Raw genomic sequence first — 18,690 nt, 5'->3', positions numbered from 1 at the left:
TAGTTTGGGATAGCAGCAGAAACAAAAAACCCTCTAAATCAACGATTTAGAGGGTTTTGAGCTGTTTTAACACTGTTTCTAGCGGTGAGGGAGGGATTCGAACCCTCGGTACAGTTTCCCGTACGTCAGTTTAGCAAACTGATCCTTTCGGCCTCTCAGGCACCTCACCAATTTTCAATAATACGTCCCCGTTTGGGATTGCAAATATAGTAATTCAAGTAAACCGTCAAAAAAAAAATACGGTATTTCTAATAATCTATTCGCACGTGGTAAATACTCATGAGCATGCGCTTAAATATAGTTTTAATGGTTTCCAAATCTTTCAACGTAATATCACTGTCTTTCAACTGGTTCTGATTTAATTTGTAATTCACAATGCGGTCAACCAGGTCGCTTATGGATTTTGCATCTGGCTCTTTTATTGAGCGCGAAGCGGCTTCTACAGAGTCGGCCAGCATTAAAACACCCGTCTCTTTAGAGAAAGGTATGGGTCCAGGGTAACGAAAAATGTTCTCATCAATGAATTTTTCGGGAAAATTTTTCAGGAATGACTGGTAAAAGTAATCAACCCTTGTATTACCGTGGTGGGTACGTATAAAGTTAATGATATCATCAGGCAGGTTGGCTCTACCAGCCATTTCTACTCCTTTGCGCACATGCCGGATAATGATTTGTGCGCTTTCTTCGTATGATAGCTTATCATGAGGATTAAATCCTGCCGTTTGGTTCTCAATAAAATACAGCGGGTTCTCCATTTTACCAATATCATGGTATAAAGCCCCTGCCCTAACCAGAAGCGCATTACCGCCAATGCTGTAAATTGCATTTTCGGCCAGGTTAGCCACCTGCAGGGAGTGCTGAAAGGTTCCGGGCGCTTTGAAAGCCATTTCACGCAGCAAAGCGGCATTCGTATTGGTGAGCTCAATAAGCGTTAAATCAGACGTTATCCTGAATGCTTTCTCGAAGGCGTAAATAAGCGGGTAAGCTAATAATGTAAGCATTACGCTTACTACAAACGGAAAGAACTCCAGCCACTCGATACTGGAAATATCACCCTCTCTAATAAAGGATATACCTACAAAGGCAGCAAAATAGTTTAAGGTAATAATGAGTGCCGAAGTTAAAAACTGCCCCCTGCGCAACAGGTTTTTGATACTGTAGATAGATACCATACCGGCTGTAATCTCATAAAAGGCAAACTCAAAGCTGTTAGGTACATAAAAGCCGGCAATTAGTATGACGAGCAGGTGAATGTTGAGCGCCAGCCGCGTATCAAACAATATCCGGATGATGATGGGCACAATACAGTAAGGGATGTAATACAAATTTGGTATTTGCAGCATAATAGCACCCGACAATGTAGCCAGCATGGCTGTGATTACCAATAATATCAAACCCACCAGGCGGTTGTTCTGATAAATATCTTTACGGAACAGCCTTAGGAATATAATAAGCAGCGTTATTGTTAACGATACAAGTAAAAACTGACCAAAGAAAACTTGCCAACGGTTACCATTTGCCCGTGCGCTATCTTCAAAATATTTTTTGTAGGAAACAAGCTTTTGGTAAACTTCGTCGTTTATCACAGACCCCTTTGTGATAATTACTTCATCTTTTTGTACCATGCCTTGCGTGGTCGAAATATTATCCAGGGCATCGCGCTTTAAACGACTGGTTAATTTATCATCATAAATGAGGTTGTTTTGAAGGCGGTTTTGCAGCAGATCGAGCATAAACGCCTTATCTACGTTATGAAGGGTAAGCTCCTGCTCAAAATAGGTCACAGCCTTTTCTTTTGTAAATAAGCCTGATGTGTTCTTAGCTGACGCTACGTTTTTATTTACTGCGGTGACATTATAGTTATCGGTGGCTGGTTGGTTTTTTATACCCAGGGTTATTAAGCCGGTAGCATAAACATGATTAAGCAACGTTCTACCCATTTCCAAGTAACGCGACTTAACTTTGTCGGGCAGGCCAGCACTAGCCCATTTCAGGTTAAAATCGTTAACGAAACCTTCAACCTGTTGGCGCTGTACGTCCTCGTTAAGCTGGTAAACGGGCGAAATATTCTGCAGTGCGGCCTCCTGATCTTTTTCCAGTTCGGCACTCGTTTTTAGGATGGCAAAATTATAGGGGGCAATCAGCTCTTTCTGATTCCAGATACGGCCTTTCTCGAATTCGTACCTGAATTTGGTTTGCTTAGGAAGCGCTAAAATGATTAATAATACACACAGGAGTATCAATAAAAACTTTACGCCAACCGCGTACTTGCGTACTACTGCCCTTTGTCGTGAAATACTAAACTTTGCCATTCAAGAGTTACTTATCAAATATAGTGCGATTTTGGCGCCTAAACTAATCCTTGCAATTATAGTCTAAATGCTACAATATACATTCAGTAAGTTCATTTTGTTAAATTAGGCGGTTAACCGACGCTCAAAACCAAGGTTTAGCTATAACCAATTTTAATCTTATACGTTATACATTTGCATGAGAAAATTTTTCTTACTGTTTACTTTAATTACTACTTGCCTGCTTGGTAACGCACATGCACAGCGTTTCAACTCGCCAGACCAGCTCAATAAGCTGCGCCCGTTACAGGATAGCCTGATTAGGCTGGGTAGCCAAATGGTTAATAACCCGGGCGATCCGGAACGCAAGAATGCTAATTACACATTTATCCGCACGCTCGTAAGAGCACTCCAGGTACCTAACTCCTATGCTTTCAATTTTGATTCCCTCAAAATGATAAGCATTTTGCGTGCGCCCGATAACAAATTCCGCATTTTTAGCTGGTTCGTTATGAACGAAGATGGCAGTTACCGCTTTTACGGTGCGTTGCAGGTAAACACGGGTGGCAAATTACAACTACACCCACTTGAGGACTATTCTCACCTACTTAAAAATCCCGAAGATTCTGTAACTGACAATCATAAGTGGTATGGTGCCGAGTACTATAAAATTATTCAGGTTAATGCCGTAACACCTTATTACGTGTTATTGGGCTGGAAAGGAAATACAATAAAATCTACTAAAAAGGTTATCGAGGTTATATCATTTAAAAATGGCAAGCCGGCTTTTGGCTTACCTGTATTTGCCGGCAATAAGAAAACCAGGAACCGTGTTATTTTTGAGTACAGCCGCCAGGCCTCTATGTTGCTTCGGCATGTACCTGAACAGCATCTAATTGTGTTTGATCACCTGGCCCCTCCAGATGACAAGTTTAAAACCCAGCAAGACACATACGGCCCCGACCTTACCTATGACGGTTATAAGTTGCAAAATGGCAAGTGGACCTATGTAGACAATTTAGACATGCGTAACATTCCCTCCCCGGTAGACGTGGATATTGCAGACCCTAAAAAGCAAGCTATTAGAGATCGCAATTCTGTTCCTTTACGAAAAAATTAAGTGCGGTAAGTTATACTTGCACCCTCGGTTTACTGTTGTAACTTGTAAAGATTTCAACACAAAATTCCGGTTTCGGGGATAAATACTATTTTTAGAAAATTTTTTAATTGAAACTATGGTTCAAGATACGCTTTCGATCGATAAAGAACTTGTCGAACCGAAGTACCCAAAAAGTATTCCCTACATTATAGGCAATGAAGCCGCAGAGCGTTTTAGCTTCTATGGCATGCGCTCTATACTTGCCACCTTCCTGGTAGCACAGTTCTTCAACCCCACCCATAACGCTGCATTGCAAACTGTGGCAGAGGCGAAAGCTAACGAAATAACCCACATATTTGTGGCACTGGCTTATGCCATGCCGTTTGTTGGCGCCTTAATGGCCGATTGGTTCTTTGGTAAATACAAAGTAATCTTATACGTTTCGATATTATATTGCTTCGGCCACTTGTTGCTGGCTATATTTGATACCGATTTGCAAGGCTTTCGTTACGGCCTTGTATTGATTGCAGTTGGCGCCGGTGGTATTAAGTCATGTGTATCAGCTAACGTGGGCGATCAGTTTGACAAAACCAACCAAAGCTTACTATCAAAAGTTTATGGATGGTTTTATTTTGCCATTAACTCTGGTTCTGTACTCTCAACCATCGCTATACCGTACATTTATGAGCATTATGGTGCTAAATGGGCTTTTGGCGTTCCTGGTATTTTGATGGCCCTGGCCACTATTATTTTCTTTTCGGGCCGTAAAAAGTATGTCAAGCTCCCGCCCTCAGGCATCAACCGTAACAACTTCCTGTTCATATCTCTTTATGCGCTGTTTAACATTGGTAAAAAACAAAAAGGGCAGGCATTACTCGATGTAGCTAAAGACAGTTTCGACCATGAAAAAGTAGAAGGTATTAAAGCGGTATGGCGTGTAATGGCTGTATTTGCGTTTGTCCCTATCTTTTGGGCCATGTGGGATCAAAGCTTATCGGAATGGGTGTTGCAGGCTACCAAGCTTGATTTACACATGTTTGGGTACCAGTTACTGCCTGAGCAGGTTCAAACTGCCAACCCTGTTTTCCTGCTTTCGTTTATTCCTATTTTCAATTATGGTATCTACCCATTTTTAGATAGAATGGGGCTTAAAACCACGCCGTTACGTCGCTTTGGTGCAGGTTTAATATTAACAGGCTTGTCTTTTGTAATCATCGCTTTGATACAAACCCGTGTTGATGCTGGCGAACATCCGTCAGTTTGGTGGCAAATATTGGCCTATATGGTACTGTCGGCTGGTGAAACACTGGTTTCGATTACCGGCTTAGAATATGCTTATACACAATCTCCCAAATCAATGAAAAGTACCATGTCTGCTATCTGGTTACTTACAGTAGCTATAGGGAACATCTTTGTAGCTTATGTTAACAATAGTATATCAAATAAAGGCTTCTTCTCTCAGTTTGAGGGGGCTAATTATTACTGGTTCTTTGTGGGTCTGATTTCTGTATTCATTTTTGTTTACCTGTTCGTTTCCCCTCGCTTAAAAGAACGTAATTATGTGGCCGAAGATGAGAACCAAGTTGCGGCAGAAACGACTAACTTGTAAAAACTTAACATCTTTTAACAAAAGCAGGAAGGTACATGCTTTCCTGCTTTTGTTTTTTAAGGGCTTAAATACGTACTTTTGCGGCTTAAAACTTTATTACACCCGTGCCCGATAGCATAGTTATCATACCTACTTATAACGAAAAAGAAAACATTGAGCGCATGATACGCAAAGTGTTATCGCTTCCGCATGACTTTCATTTACTGATAGTTGATGACGGATCGCCCGATGGTACAGGCGCAATTGTAAAAGGTCTGCAGGCTGAATACCCCGAGCGTTTGTTTATAGAGGAGCGCAAGGGCAAGCAGGGTTTGGGCACGGCGTATATACACGGTTTTAAGTGGAGCATACAACGCAAGTACGATTACATATTTGAGATGGATGCCGATTTTTCACACAATCCGAACGATTTGCTGCGCTTACGTGAGACTTGTGTAGAAGGTGCCGATATGGCCATAGGCTCACGCTACGTTAAAGGCGTTAACGTGGTAAACTGGCCCATGAACCGAGTGCTGATGAGCTACTATGCCTCGGCATACGTGCGGTTTATAACCGGCATCAACATTAAGGATGCTACCGCAGGCTTTGTATGTTACAAGCGCAAGGTGCTCGAAACTATCCGGCTGGATAAGATCAAATTTGTAGGTTACGCCTTCCAGATTGAAATGAAATATACCACCATTAAACATGGCTTTAAGGTGGTAGAGATCCCCATCATATTTACCGACCGCACCGAAGGCGTCTCTAAAATGTCAACACGCATTTTCCGCGAAGCCTTTTTAGGCGTAATCCAGATGAAGCTGAACAGCATTTTCAGAAAGTATCCCGAAGGAGAATAATTGGGTCTCTGTGTACAATTTATTGCTTGTGGAACTGTGGTTCCAATGTGATTATTGATTACTATTTAATTGCCTAGCGATTATGCAGATCAGCATTCACTTACTTGCAAATGCATCATAAAAATGCTAAATTTGTTGGTAAATGAATGAGAATTTAGACCCAAATCAGGAACGCCTTACCTCTACCGAACGCGACATTGAAAAAGTGTTGCGGCCGCAGGCTTTTGAAGATTTCACCGGTCAGCATAAAATATTAGCCAACTTAAAAGTGTTTGTACAGGCGGCACGCCAGCGCGGCGAATCGCTTGATCATGTGCTGTTGCATGGCCCTCCCGGCTTGGGTAAAACTACCCTATCGCACATTATCGCCAACGAAATGGACGTAGGCATTAAGATTACTTCCGGTCCGGTACTGGACAAGCCCGGCGATCTGGCCGGCCTGCTAACCAACCTCGAAGCCGGAGATATACTTTTTATTGACGAGATACACCGCCTGAGCCCACTGGTAGAAGAATACCTGTACTCAGCCATGGAGGATTTCAAGATTGACATTATGCTGGAGAGCGGCCCAAATGCCCGCTCGGTGCAGTTAACCTTAAATCCGTTTACGCTGGTGGGCGCTACTACCCGCTCAGGTTTGCTTACCGCACCGTTACGGGCCCGCTTCGGCATCAACTCAAGGCTGGAATATTATGACGCCAAGTTGCTTACTACAATTGTTCTGCGTTCGGCCTCTATCCTTAAAACGCCCATTACCGATGAGGGCGCTTATGAGATTGCACGCCGCAGCCGTGGTACACCCCGTATTGCCAATGCCCTGCTACGCCGTACGCGCGATTTTGCGCAAATAAAAGGCAATGGCAGCATTGATACCGAGATTGCCAAATATGCACTTACTGCCCTGAACGTGGACGAGCACGGGCTCGACGAGATGGACAATAAGATACTGCTTACTATTATTGAGAAATTTAAAGGGGGCCCGGTTGGCGTAAAAACCATTGCCACCGCCGTAGGCGAAGATGAGGGCACCATTGAAGAAGTTTACGAACCTTTCCTGATCCAGGAAGGTTACCTGATGCGTACCTCGCGCGGGCGTGAAGCTACCGACAATGCCTACCGGCACCTGGGCATCATGCGCACAGGCCAGGCTCCAAGGTTATTTTGATATTAAAAGCGGCTTATGCCGCTTTTCTTTTTGTTTCCAAGTGCAGCTTTGGCTAAACGATATATTTTAAACACAATTTAGTGTGTTTGTGGTTTTTTCAGAATATTTGCTCCTCCTGTGTCTTTTATCGGCTAAACAACAATTACAGAATGCCCGGGCATGGCCACGTTTTTATCAACAATGAATATTAAGTCTATCTATATTTTACTGATCATATTCCTCACAAGCAGCACGTCTTTCAATGCAAATGCCCAAAACAGCAGGCTTGACAGAATTGAAGATGGGATTCTGCTGGATCTGGCGAAATCGCGCACACGCCCGCAAACCGAAGTGCTGATGTTTTTATCCAAAAACTACCAATACATCGATTACAGCATCCCGGTAGGTATGTTTGTAGGCGGTGCCATTGGCCAAAATAAAGAACTACGACAAAATGCGGCCTATGTAGCCAGCAGCACACTCATCTCCTATGGCTTATCGGCTATTATAAAAAAACTGGTTAAGCGCGACCGGCCATTTATCCGCAACGTGAGCATTACACCTGTTTACGAGCCAACACGTTACTCCTTCCCTTCGGGCCATACGGCACTCAGCATTTCTACCGCTACGGCACTCAGCATTTCCTACCCCAAGTGGTATGTAATTGCGCCCTCGTTTTTATGGGCAGGCGCCACCAGTTACTCGCGCATGTACCTGGGCGTACACTACCCTACCGATGTAGCCGGAGGGGCAGTTTTAGGTGCAGGTACAGCGGCATCACTTATTTTCTTAAAAAAGCCCTAACCTGCTTAATTACAACTCTTTTGTAACGGCTTTCATACTATTTTGTACTGCATATCGTTTTTCAGATAACTGATATGTGCAAGAGATTTTTTTTTACCACAACCACTTTACTTCTTTTCCTTTTCATTGGTCTTACTAGCCTTAAGACGCTTAATCCAACCGGTTCTATTGTGTTGCAGGATGAACCCCTGGCTTTAAAACCGATGGGCTTTTACATTGCTAACGTAGCGGATGAACGGAGCAGCAAAAACGCCATAGCGCAGCTGATTGTTAAAGCACCCGGCAACAAAATGCTGGTACAACCGGCCGACCTGCAAGGTGGCCCGAGCAAAGCCATTCAACAATTTATGGAGCGTAACCTTCCTAAAAACGAAGCCGAACGCCCCGTAATCATGAGCTTAAAGGAGCTTAAAATTACAGAGACAAGCTTGGCGGGCAACCGTGTTGAAGGCAGCATCCGCTTGTATCTATCTTTCGGCCTGCAAAAGGATTGGGGCACCGATCCACTAGTTGGGTATGGAAGCACTTTCCGCTATGTGCGCTCGGCCGATAATGCCAACGTAGTAGAACCACAGCTACGCAAGGCTTTAAAAAACGGGTTAAATTATTTTAACGACTGGATGAAAACGAACCATGGTATGAACGTAAAACTGGCGCGCAACGTTAAATTTATTTTTACCAATTACACCGATAATATAGAAGGCGATACCATTTATTACACTGCCAAGCGCCCGCTTACCTGGGCCGATTTTCAGTCGAAATATAAGCCAAGCGGCACCTTTAGCGCCATGGTAATGCCCAGCATAGCTTATGAGCAACATGCCAATATTAAAGATGGAACCATTTATGTAAACATAGCCATGAAAGCATTTGTACCCAAAAGCACCTGTTGGGTTAGTTACAATGCTAAAGAAGATTACACGCTGAACCACGAGCAAAAGCATTTCGACATTGTTAAGATTATAGCGGAACAATATAAACGGAAAGTGCTGGCCGAAAAACTAACGCCAGATACTTACGAGGCTTTTCTGAGCATGCAGTACCTCGACTCGTACCGCGATATGGATGCTATGCAGTTAGCCTATGATAACCAAACCAGTCATGGCAGAGACCGTTACGTGCAATCGCAATGGGACGAAAAGATTGAGAAAGAATTGAAAACATTAACCAAATAACGAAGAAGGGCCCCGAGATCATCTCTGGGCCCTTCTTCGTTATAACAGAAACCTATAATCTTACTTACAATCGGTAAGCACAAAGGTGGCATCAACCACCACGGTGTTCGAAACCGCATCGTAACGTGTTGTTCCGCTTAATCCATTAACAGCCGGTATTGCAACCACGGCCGATTTATCGAGCTTAAATGCGCTTGAGTTGTATGTTTTGCCGGCATAAGTGGTTGTAATACTATAGCTGTTACCATCTACCAGGTTTGTGGTTGCTACGCCATCGGTCATATAAACATTAGTACTTTCGCCGGTTGTGGTGTTCTTAAGTACTAACCAGGTTGATGGATAAGCAACCACTTGCTGGTTTGAGCATTTTGCAACCACGTTAACCATGGTTTTTATATAGTTAACAGTAGGCTGTGTAGCCAGTGTTACCTCTACCGAACCCTTACCACACGCGCCGAAGGTTGGCGTTTCGCCAAGTTTGGTTAAGCTGTTACCGTTGCGTGCATAAACCACTACTTTTAAATCGCCTGCGTCTGCGGGGATATCAGATAAAACGGCTTGCACACCTTCCTTAAGTTGGCTTACAGCTGCAGAGCTCACCGGTTGCTCGTTTGCCGTAGTCAGGCTCACCAGAAAATCGCCGTTCAACTGTTGCGCAGTATGCATATTAACGGTTAAGGTTGATGAACAGCTGGCGCCATACCAGTCGGCACTCCAGCTCGAAAGGTGCGTAATAGGAAAGGTAACAGCCAGCTTATTACCTTTGCGGATCACATTAGCTGTAGTTTCATATTTCCATTGGCCGGTTTGCTCGTTTAAACTCCAAATAGGGATGGCATCACCCGCAGCAACCTGTTGTTTGGTTTGCGGGTTAACCAGATTGCTGTTAATCTCCATGGTTAGCGTAACCGGTTTAGAAAAACCCTTTACCGCTGTTGAGCCGGCAACCATATTGATAGATAATAAACCGGCGGTAACAAATGAGGTACCGGCTGGTAATGCTTGTCCGTTAGGGCCAATGGCATTTGATGGATTTAAGCCACCTGGCAGCGCATTATAAGACGAGGTATTACCGGTTCCGAAAAATACAACGCTCGATTTTAGTTGCGAACTGTTGATTAGACTGCCGTTTGCATCCAGCAGCTGTGTGCCCGATGGTATACTAACGTTGCTGGCCTCGGTAGTAGATGTATTAGCGCTGGTATTAATGCTAACGGCTGAAGATGTACCTGCGCTAACCGTAGATTGTTGTACTACAGTTGCTGTACCATTAGCCGGGCTGGCGTACTCCACTAACGGAATAACCGGTGCAGAAGCGGCATTACTGGTAACAACAATGGTTTTTGATACCGGCATAAAGCCCGGTACATTCACATAAATATGGTAAGTAAGCGGATTGGCAATACTCGGGTTGGCGCTTTTGGTAAGGCTTAAAGGCAAGATGCCGTTGGTGGCCGTAAAATTTGTACCGCCACCATCAACCTGTACCAGCGCCGCATTGGCACCACTTATGGTAACAGCAAAGCTGGCAGGTATGGCCGTATTGCTTGTTGGGTTAGCGTTAACAAACTGCAACAGCGTTGGCGCTTTAGACAGCGTACTGGTATTAACAATGAGATTAATATCGTCAGTAGGTTTTTTACAGGCATTTATAGCCAATAAACTTACCAGGCTAAATGATGCTGCAAAAACAAATCTGCTTAATAGTTTCATAAGTAGTATAAATTATCAGGGGTTATTATCGTATCTTGAAATTAAAGTTAAGCTGTACTACAGGCAGCCAGCGGTAGCTTTTAAAGTTGGAATCGAACTGCGGCTCGAGCTTGTAATTATCGGCCAGCATTTCGGTACCGGTAATCTTGCTTTGTGGTTTTGACAGGTAGTAGGTACCTAAATCAAGGTTAACGTTAAACAACCGTTGCGGAAAGCTTTTGAACAAGCCAATGCCTGCATAGGGGGCAATGCCTTTCCAGCTCATATCAATATTGAGTGTGCCTAAATCGGCGCTCGAAAGGTTGTAGTTGCCCACCTTGTAATTACCCGTTGGCAATACTTCTATCCCACCGGTAGCCTTGTACAAGTAACCCGCCCCGCCTACCAACCTAAAGCCGCGGGCGTTTTTAAAAGGCACAAAATCGGCCAGCAGGTGTATGTTCGAAAACTTTACAGAAACATTGTTGGTAGACTGGAAGCCCGAAAAGCTGAATACGTTATTAGCTTTTACCGGTATAAAAGCAGCACCAGCCCGTACGGAAAGATTTTTAGTAACGCCGTGACGCACATCAGCTCCCACACCCTGCGTACCTGCCACAACCTGTAGAGACCAATTGTTATTGAAGGTAGAAGTGGGCGGTACTTGTGGTTTGCTCTGTGCTTTAGCCTGAACCGTTAATGCCACAAATGCTGTTAAAAATAAGTAAAATTTATTCATATCCCCTTAGTCGTTACTTTTTGTCGGTATGTTACGGAACGATTATACATATTTTCTGCAACAGCCACTTATACCGATTATACATACTTATAGTTACTATAAATATGTACAATAATAAAAGCTGGTAATATATGACCTTAGTGTGGTCCTCCCCCGTAAAACATAGTACTTGATTGTGTCACGTTTGGCAACTGTTTTATATTTGTTACATCAACACATACCCATGAAGTATATCTGGTCTCTTATTATATTTTTGATAGCCACCGCAGTACAAGCCCAGCAGGTAAACAAAGTAACCGATCCGGCCGAGTGGGTGAACCCGCTTATGGGTACCGACTCAAAGCCCGATCTGAGCAACGGTAATACTTATCCTGCTGTGGGTGTACCCTGGGGGATGAATTATTGGTCGGCCCAAACAGGCACTATGGGCAACGGCTGGATGTACCAATATGCGGCTGATAAGATACGGGGCTTTAAGCAAACCCACCAACCCTCCCCCTGGATGAACGACTACGGGCAATTTGCCATTATGCCGGTAACTGGTAAAACCAAATTTACACAGGAGGACAGGGCCAGTTGGTTTAGCCACAAGGCAGAGGTGGTAAAACCTTATTACTACAGCGTTTACCTGGCCGACCATGATGTAACCGCCGAGATGACCACCACTGAGCGTGCTGCGCAGTTTCAGTTCAGTTACCCTAAAAGCGATAGCTCATTTATTGTAATTGATGCTTTAGACCGAGGATCGTATATCAGGATCATACCTCAGCAAAACAAGATTATTGGCTATACTACGCGCAATGCCCGCAGCAAGCCGGTTAATTTTAAAAACTACTTTGTAATCTATACCGACAAGCCTTTTAACATTGCACGGGCATGGCATGGTAAAACACTAGCCGGTGCCGATTCGCTGGAAATAACCAACAACCATGCGGGCGCTATTATTGGTTTTAAAACTGCTAAAGGCGAAAAGGTGCACCTGCGGGTAGCATCATCGCTCATTAGCTTTGAGCAGGCCGAACTGAATTTACAGCGCGAGGTAGGCGATGACAGCTTTGAGGCCACCAAGCAAAAAGCTCACATTGCCTGGAACAAGGTACTGAGCCGCATACAGGTAGAAGGTGGCACGGCAGATCAAACCCGTACTTTTTACTCCTGCCTGTACCGTACGGTGATGTTCCCTAATAAGCTATATGAGGTTGATGCTAAAGGCAAAGTAGTTCATTACAGTCCTTACACCGGCAAAACTATGCCGGGTTACAAATTTGCTGGCACCGGTTTTTGGGATACTTTCCGGGCGCTGTACCCTTTTTTAAACTTGGTGTATCCATCCATTAACAAAGAGATGCAGCAGGGCCTTATTAGTGATTATACGGAGGGCGGCTGGCTGCCCGAGTGGAGCAGCCCTGGTTATGCCGATATTATGGTGGGCAACAACTCGGCATCGGTAGTGGCCGAAGCTTACCTGAAAGGTTTGCGGGGCTACGATATTAACAAGCTATACGAAGCCCTGCAGCACGGTGCTAACAACGAGGGCCCGGTCACGGCCACTGGCCGTTATGGTGTAAAATATTATAACGAACTGGGCTACGTACCTTATGATGTTAAAATAAACGAAAGCGCTGCCCGTACCCTAGAGTATGCTTATGACGACTTTGCCATTTATCAACTGGCCAAGGCCTTAAACCGCCCGGCATCCGAAGTGGAGTTGTACAAAACGCGCAGTCAGAACTACCGAAAGCTGTTTGACCCGGCAACGGGCTTAATGCGGGGTAAAAATAGAGATGGCAGCTTTCAGTCGCCTTTTAACCCGTTAAAGTGGGGCGATGCCTTTACCGAGGGTAACAGCTGGCACTACTCCTGGTCGGTGTTTCATGATGTGCAGGGGCTGATTAACCTTATGGGCGGCGAGCGGAAATTTACTTCCAAGCTGGATTCGGTATTTAGCCTGCCGCCTGTTTTTGACGACAGCTACTATGGCGGTGTGATACATGAGATACGGGAGATGCAGATCATGAACATGGGCCAATATGCACACGGCAACCAGCCCATACAGCACATGATTTACCTGTATAATTACGCCGGCCAACCCTGGAAAACCCAATACTGGGCCCGCGAAGTGATGAACCGCCTATACAAGCCCACACCAGATGGTTACTGCGGCGATGAAGACAATGGTCAAACATCAGCTTGGTACGTATTCTCGGCCATGGGCTTCTACCCAGTTTGCCCCGTAAGTGACCAGTATGTACTGGGGGCACCGTTATTTAAAAAGGTTACCCTAACACTTGAAAACGGCAAAACTGTTGTGATTAGTTCGCCCCAAAACAGTGATGCGAACAGGTATATAAACAACTTAACCTTTAACGGTAAACCTTACACTTACAATTGGTTAAGCCATCAAACATTATTAAAAGGCGGTGTATTACATTTTAAAATGCAGTCTGTTCCCAACAAAATAAGAGGAAACAGGCAAACAGATTACCCGTTTTCGATGTCTAATAAGCAGTAAACCAATTATTCTTTATATGCCATCTGATATCGTTATTGACTGTAGTCATACTTTAAAAGACCGTAAATTAACCATTGCATTTGCCGAGAGCGTAACTGCCGGTAAAGTTATATCTGAGTTTGCGCTTATACCCAATTGTGGCAGCGTACTTAACGGCAGTATTGTGTGTTACGATGTGAGTGTAAAAAAAAGCTTACTGGGCGTAACTGACGAAATGATTGAAAAATTCACGCCCGAATCTGCCGAGGTAACAGAACAATTGGCCATTGGCCTGCGCAAGCTCATCCCCTCCGACGTAATAGTTGCAGTTACCGGCCTTGCAGCGCCTGGTGGCAGCGAAACGGAAGAAAAGCCCGTAGGTACCATGTTTGTACATGGCTTTTTTAAGGATAAGCCCTGGAAACTTCGCCTTTATATTGATGATGAGCCGGAACAGGTAATTTTGAAAGCTATAGATGAAATAGCAAATTATCTACTTAAAGAGCTTGCAGTGAGCGCATAAAGCTTTCATATTTACAGTTATAATTTTATATACGTTGTCTTCTTATTTATTTTATTTTCGCCTCAGATACTTTTTGCGTATTTGTTATCCCATGTATAGAATATTTACAGCTATTGCCGCTTGTACCCTAAGTTTAGCTGCCTGTCAGTCGGGCAAAACGGCCAGTGTTACTGATAGTACCGCTACTACTACAACAGCCACTACTACAACCGCAACAACAGAGCCAGCAGCCAAAAAGCCAGGCAAAATGGGCACCAATGCCGAGATTATTGCCCGTAAGCAGGTGCCTATTTTGTGCTACCACCAAATACGCGACTGGCGCCCGCGCGACTCTAAAACAGCGAAGGACTATATTGTACCCATAGCCAGCTTTAAGGAAAAAATAAAGATGCTGGCCGATAGCGGTTACCATACCATACTGCCCAACCAATTGTATGACTACCTTACCACCGGCGCTGCATTGCCCAGCAAACCCATCATGCTTACGTTTGATGATACCGATTTGGACCAATTTACCATTGCCAATCCCGAACTGAAAAAGTATGGCTTTAAGGCGGTATACTTCATCATGACCGTATCTATTGGCCGGCCTAACTATATGAACAAGGAGCAGATCAAACAACTGTCAGACGAGGGCAACGTAATTGCTAGCCACACCTGGGATCATCACAACTTTAAAAAGTTTGCCGGTAAAGATTGGGAGACACAAATTGATAAGCCTACTAAAAAACTGGAAGAAATAACCGGTAAGAAGATAGAATATTTTGCCTACCCATTCGGTTTATGGAATGCGCAGGGTTTGCCTGAACTGCATAAACGTGGTTTCAAGGCAGCCTTTCAATTGGCTGAGAAGCGTGATCCTAATGATCCGCTGATGACCATACGCCGTATTTTAGATAGCGGTTACTGGAGCGCCAAAACCTTGCATAACAGTATTAAAAATAGTTTTTAACGCATTATTAAAAGCAAAAGCCCTTTCTGCATGCAGAAAGGGCTTTTGCTTTTTACAGGTTTTCGTTTGCCGGACCCTGACCTTTGTTGGATGACTCCTCACTCGGAGCACCGGGCGCGCCACTATCATTATCGGGCACCACAGTATCTACGCGTTCATCATCTTCTTTGGTATGTTCGGTAGGCGTATTGCCTTTTGATAATTCGCTATCACCGGCATTTTCGCCTATCTGATCATTGTTAGGGCTGGTATCTTCGTTGCCATTCGGGGTGTTCTCAGTTGCCATAAGTAGTATATTTATAGTTGTTAATTATTCTGCTATCCATTTAACGGCCTCTTCCAGTTTATCTAACGAAAAACCTTTTGAAGTTCCCGGAATCAGGAATTTAAAAATATTGCTGGTAAACCATTCTACGCTTTTCTGGTCGGTTACTACGGCCACTTTCTTCCATTTGGTAAAATGCTTAAGGCCTACTTTTACATCGTCCCACCATGCCCCGGCGCTAAAGTTCTGCGCATCAGTTTCAAGTACCAGCAGGTAATTGATCTCGCCCTGGCGTTTTACCAGATCATCCAATCGTGGTATTAGTACGTTATCAATGTCTTCTTTGGTCACCTCTCCTATGGCATGTATGCCAATTATATTATCAGGTAAATCATTTATAAATTGCAGCATATAGGTTAAATGTTGTTTCGACTATACAACGCCTACAGAGCAAATGTGTTTGCCGGTAGTGGTATTTGGCTGATTGCTAAGTAAGTTTCCCTTTTGGGTGATATTGCTAAGCCCAAGACTTTCTTGTTGGTTTTGACAATAAACTATATGCATTTGTGCTTTAAGTTGCACCTGTGTTTACTAATTTTCAGGACCAGTGCACTTACATTGGCTGCTCTTGGCGGTAAAGGCCGGTTACTACAAAGTAAGAGCTACAGCAACAGAGTAGACGAGGGGTGTTAACACCAACCTATTTTTAGCATTAAACAAGCCGAACTCAGACCACTTACAATTGTTTATCTTTGTATAAATGAATCAGCAGTTACAGCAATATAGCCAGTTAATTAAGGCCGAGGCTAAGCGCCTGGGCTTTATGTTCTGCGGTATTGCCAAGGCAGATTTCTTAGAAGAAGAAGCACCACGTCTTGAAAGCTGGCTAAAACAAGGCCACCATGGCGAAATGCAGTACATGGAAAATCATTTTGATAAACGCCTTGACCCGCGTTTACTGGTGGATGGTGCCCAATCAGTTATCTCGCTCGCATTAAACTATTATACCGACCAGCAGCAGGCTGATCCATTAGCTCCTAAGATTTCAAAATACGCCTATGGCATGGATTACCATGAGGTAATTAAAGACAAGCTAAAGCAACTGCTTTACTTTATGCAGGAAAGCATTGGAGAGGTTGGCGGCCGGGCCTTTGTGGATTCGGCACCTGTTTTGGACCGTGCCTGGGCGCAACGTGCGGGCATTGGCTGGATTGGCAAAAACTCCAATCTCATTAACAAAAAGAATGGCTCGTTCTTCTTTTTAGCCGAACTGATTGTTGACGCCGAACTGGCGTATGACATAGCACCGACCACCGACCATTGCGGTACCTGCACCCGCTGTATAGACGCCTGCCCTACCGAGGCCATTGTAGCGCCCTACGTAGTTGACGGTAGTCGCTGCATTTCTTACCTCACGATTGAATTAAAAAACAACATCCCCGAAGAATTTAAAGGCAAAACCGATAACTGGATGTTTGGCTGCGATGTTTGCCAAAACGTTTGCCCCTGGAACCGCTTCTCGACCACACACAACGAACCCGCTTTTAATCCCAACCCCGACTTGCTCGGAATGAGCCAGCGCGACTGGCAGGAAATTACGCAGGAAACTTTCCAGCAGGTATTCAAAAAATCGCCCGTAAAGCGCACCAAGTTCGACGGACTAAAGCGCAATATTGAATTTTTAGTTTAAGGATGCATTGCTGCCTGAAAGAACAGGATGGCTTTGTAACGGTAAAATAATACTTTTACTATTCCTTACAACCAATTATGAGAAAACTTAGTTTATTAACCTTACTCATAGGCCTAGCTTTTAGTGCCTATTCGCAAGAGTACGTGATTACCAAATTTGGCGTTGCTGCCAACGACAGCACCAAACTTAACACCAAAGCCATACAGCGTGTTATTGATAATGCTAACGCCAAGGGCGGTGGCACTATTGTGATTCCAAAAGGCACTTACCTAACCGGCGCCTTGTTTTTTAAACCAAAAACCAAACTGCGCTTGCAAGAAGGTGCGGTGCTGAAAGGGTCTGACAATATTGGCGACTATCCTCTTCTACCATCACGTATGGAGGGCAGGAGCCTGGATTATTATGCAGCTTTGGTTAATGCGCGCAATGTAGATAATTTTAGCATTACCGGCCCGGGGGCTATTGATGGTAACGGACTTAAGTTTTGGAAGGGATTTTGGGCGCACCGCGATTCCATGAGCCGGTTAAAAAAGGAGAGCACCAATCTGGAAGTACATCGGCCAAGATTAATTTTTATTTGGGGTAGTAATAATGTGAACATTCAGAATGTGAAACTCCGTAACTCCGGTTTTTGGACTACCCACTTGTATCAGTGCAACAACGTGTTAATTGAGAATTGCGATATCCGCTCCCCCTTTAGGCCGGTAAAAGCGCCAAGCACCGACGGTGTAGATATTGACGTATGTAAAAAAGTAACCGTACGTAATTGTTACATATCGGTTAATGATGATGCTATTGTTATAAAAGGCGGTAAAGGCCCCGATGCACATAAGCGGCCCGAAAACGGCATAGTTGAGGACATACTGGTAGAAAACTGCACATTTGGCGAGGCGCATGCCACCCTTACCTTAGGGAGCGAATGCATACATGCCAAAAACATTGTAATGCGTAACTGCAAGGTGAACAACAACTGCCCCATCCTGAAACTGAAAATGAGGCCGGATACCTACCAAATATATGAGGATGTAACCGTTGAAAACATAACCGGCAAATGTGGGATGGTGATTGACATGAACCCCTGGAAACAGTTTTTTGATTTGGGCGGCAGCGCCGAAAAACCGTTCGGAACCGTGCGTAACATTGCTATGAAGAGTATTAAAGTAGAATGCAACAGCTTCGGCGCTATGGAGGGTAATACTGCCGACAAAGTAGCCAACGTAATTTTTGAGAATATAGAGGCTACAGCTAAAAACCCTCAATTTAAAAACAAATACCAGGATGTTAAAGCTAAAAACGTAACCGTAAACGGCACTCCGTTAGTGATACAATAACACATCATGAAACAACCTAAACAAACAAGGCCTTTTTTACAAAAGG

The 18,690-nt window shown here is 44.2% G+C and carries 16 protein-coding genes and 1 tRNA gene; 11 read left to right on the top strand and 6 right to left on the bottom strand.

Annotated features, from left to right (window positions below; genetic code table 11):
• Positions 1-82 precede the first annotated feature (82 nt).
• Positions 83-169: transfer RNA gene (locus ABDD95_RS06995), tRNA-Ser, on the bottom strand.
• A gap of 79 nt (positions 170-248) precedes the next feature.
• Complete coding sequence (locus tag ABDD95_RS06990; RefSeq protein ID WP_345951192.1) at positions 249-2,312, bottom strand: HDIG domain-containing metalloprotein; 2,064 nt, start codon at positions 2,310-2,312, stop codon at positions 249-251.
• Positions 2,313-2,490: 178 nt separating this feature from the next.
• Here ABDD95_RS06990 and ABDD95_RS06985 point away from each other — a divergent pair, with 178 nt between their 5' ends.
• From ABDD95_RS06985 to ABDD95_RS06960, 6 genes are all read left to right on the top strand, one after another.
• Entirely contained in the window at positions 2,491-3,411 is a 921-nt protein-coding gene (locus tag ABDD95_RS06985) for a hypothetical protein (protein WP_345951191.1), read from the top strand.
• A gap of 115 nt (positions 3,412-3,526) precedes the next feature.
• Positions 3,527-4,999, top strand: a complete 1,473-nt coding sequence (locus tag ABDD95_RS06980; protein WP_345951190.1) for a POT family MFS transporter — start codon at positions 3,527-3,529, stop codon at positions 4,997-4,999.
• Positions 5,000-5,103: 104 nt separating this feature from the next.
• Positions 5,104-5,838: a polyprenol monophosphomannose synthase gene (locus ABDD95_RS06975; protein ID WP_345951189.1), complete on the top strand. Its 735-nt coding sequence runs from the start codon at positions 5,104-5,106 to the stop codon at positions 5,836-5,838.
• A gap of 142 nt (positions 5,839-5,980) precedes the next feature.
• Positions 5,981-7,003: a Holliday junction branch migration DNA helicase RuvB gene (gene ruvB / locus ABDD95_RS06970; protein WP_345951188.1), complete on the top strand. Its 1,023-nt coding sequence runs from the start codon at positions 5,981-5,983 to the stop codon at positions 7,001-7,003.
• 180 nt (positions 7,004-7,183) lie between these two features.
• Entirely contained in the window at positions 7,184-7,786 is a 603-nt protein-coding gene (locus ABDD95_RS06965) for a phosphatase PAP2 family protein (protein ID WP_345951187.1), read from the top strand.
• 74 nt (positions 7,787-7,860) lie between these two features.
• A complete protein-coding gene (locus ABDD95_RS06960; RefSeq protein WP_345951186.1) occupies positions 7,861-8,961 on the top strand; it encodes a hypothetical protein in 1,101 nt (366 codons plus the stop codon).
• Positions 8,962-9,021: 60 nt separating this feature from the next.
• Here ABDD95_RS06960 and ABDD95_RS06955 read toward each other — a convergent pair whose 3' ends face one another.
• Together ABDD95_RS06955 and ABDD95_RS06950 are read right to left on the bottom strand one after the other, a co-directional pair.
• On the bottom strand, positions 9,022-10,674 hold the full coding sequence (locus ABDD95_RS06955) for a hypothetical protein (RefSeq protein WP_345951185.1): 1,653 nt from the start codon (positions 10,672-10,674) through the stop codon (positions 9,022-9,024).
• Between the two features lie 25 nt (positions 10,675-10,699).
• Entirely contained in the window at positions 10,700-11,392 is a 693-nt protein-coding gene (locus tag ABDD95_RS06950) for a hypothetical protein (RefSeq protein WP_345951184.1), read from the bottom strand.
• Positions 11,393-11,615: 223 nt separating this feature from the next.
• On the opposite strand from ABDD95_RS06950, the gene ABDD95_RS06945 reads away from it, so the two are divergent.
• The 3 genes from ABDD95_RS06945 (at position 11,616) to ABDD95_RS06935 (ending at position 15,358) form a co-directional block, all read left to right on the top strand.
• Positions 11,616-13,904 (top strand): GH92 family glycosyl hydrolase, encoded by a 2,289-nt coding sequence (locus ABDD95_RS06945; protein ID WP_345951183.1) that lies wholly within the window; start codon positions 11,616-11,618, stop codon positions 13,902-13,904.
• A 16-nt stretch (positions 13,905-13,920) separates the two neighbouring features.
• The gene (locus tag ABDD95_RS06940) at positions 13,921-14,406 is read left to right on the top strand and encodes a nicotinamide-nucleotide amidohydrolase family protein (protein ID WP_345951182.1); all 486 of its coding nucleotides are present in this window, start codon (positions 13,921-13,923) and stop codon (positions 14,404-14,406) included.
• A 91-nt stretch (positions 14,407-14,497) separates the two neighbouring features.
• Positions 14,498-15,358 (top strand): polysaccharide deacetylase family protein, encoded by an 861-nt coding sequence (locus tag ABDD95_RS06935; RefSeq protein WP_345951181.1) that lies wholly within the window; start codon positions 14,498-14,500, stop codon positions 15,356-15,358.
• A gap of 52 nt (positions 15,359-15,410) precedes the next feature.
• On the opposite strand, the gene ABDD95_RS06930 is transcribed toward ABDD95_RS06935, so the two are convergent.
• Together ABDD95_RS06930 and ABDD95_RS06925 are read right to left on the bottom strand one after the other, a co-directional pair.
• The gene (locus ABDD95_RS06930; protein ID WP_345951180.1) at positions 15,411-15,644 is read right to left on the bottom strand and encodes a hypothetical protein; all 234 of its coding nucleotides are present in this window, start codon (positions 15,642-15,644) and stop codon (positions 15,411-15,413) included.
• 24 nt (positions 15,645-15,668) lie between these two features.
• The gene (locus ABDD95_RS06925) at positions 15,669-16,034 is read right to left on the bottom strand and encodes an STAS/SEC14 domain-containing protein (RefSeq protein WP_345951179.1); all 366 of its coding nucleotides are present in this window, start codon (positions 16,032-16,034) and stop codon (positions 15,669-15,671) included.
• A 349-nt stretch (positions 16,035-16,383) separates the two neighbouring features.
• Between ABDD95_RS06925 and queG the strand changes: the two genes are divergently transcribed.
• Positions 16,384-17,313, top strand: coding sequence for a tRNA epoxyqueuosine(34) reductase QueG (gene queG / locus ABDD95_RS06920; protein WP_345951178.1), 930 nt, complete (start codon positions 16,384-16,386; stop codon positions 17,311-17,313).
• A gap of 77 nt (positions 17,314-17,390) precedes the next feature.
• Positions 17,391-18,644 carry a glycosyl hydrolase family 28 protein gene (locus ABDD95_RS06915; RefSeq protein ID WP_345951177.1) on the top strand — a complete coding sequence of 418 codons (1,254 nt, stop codon included), beginning with the start codon at positions 17,391-17,393 and terminating at the stop codon, positions 18,642-18,644.
• The last annotated feature ends 46 nt before the right edge of the window (positions 18,645-18,690 follow it).

The sequence above is a fragment of the Mucilaginibacter sp. PAMB04274 genome (assembly GCF_039634385.2).
Taxonomy (GTDB): Bacteria; Bacteroidota; Bacteroidia; order Sphingobacteriales; family Sphingobacteriaceae; genus Mucilaginibacter.
This window is presented reverse-complemented; position numbering and strand designations above follow the sequence as displayed.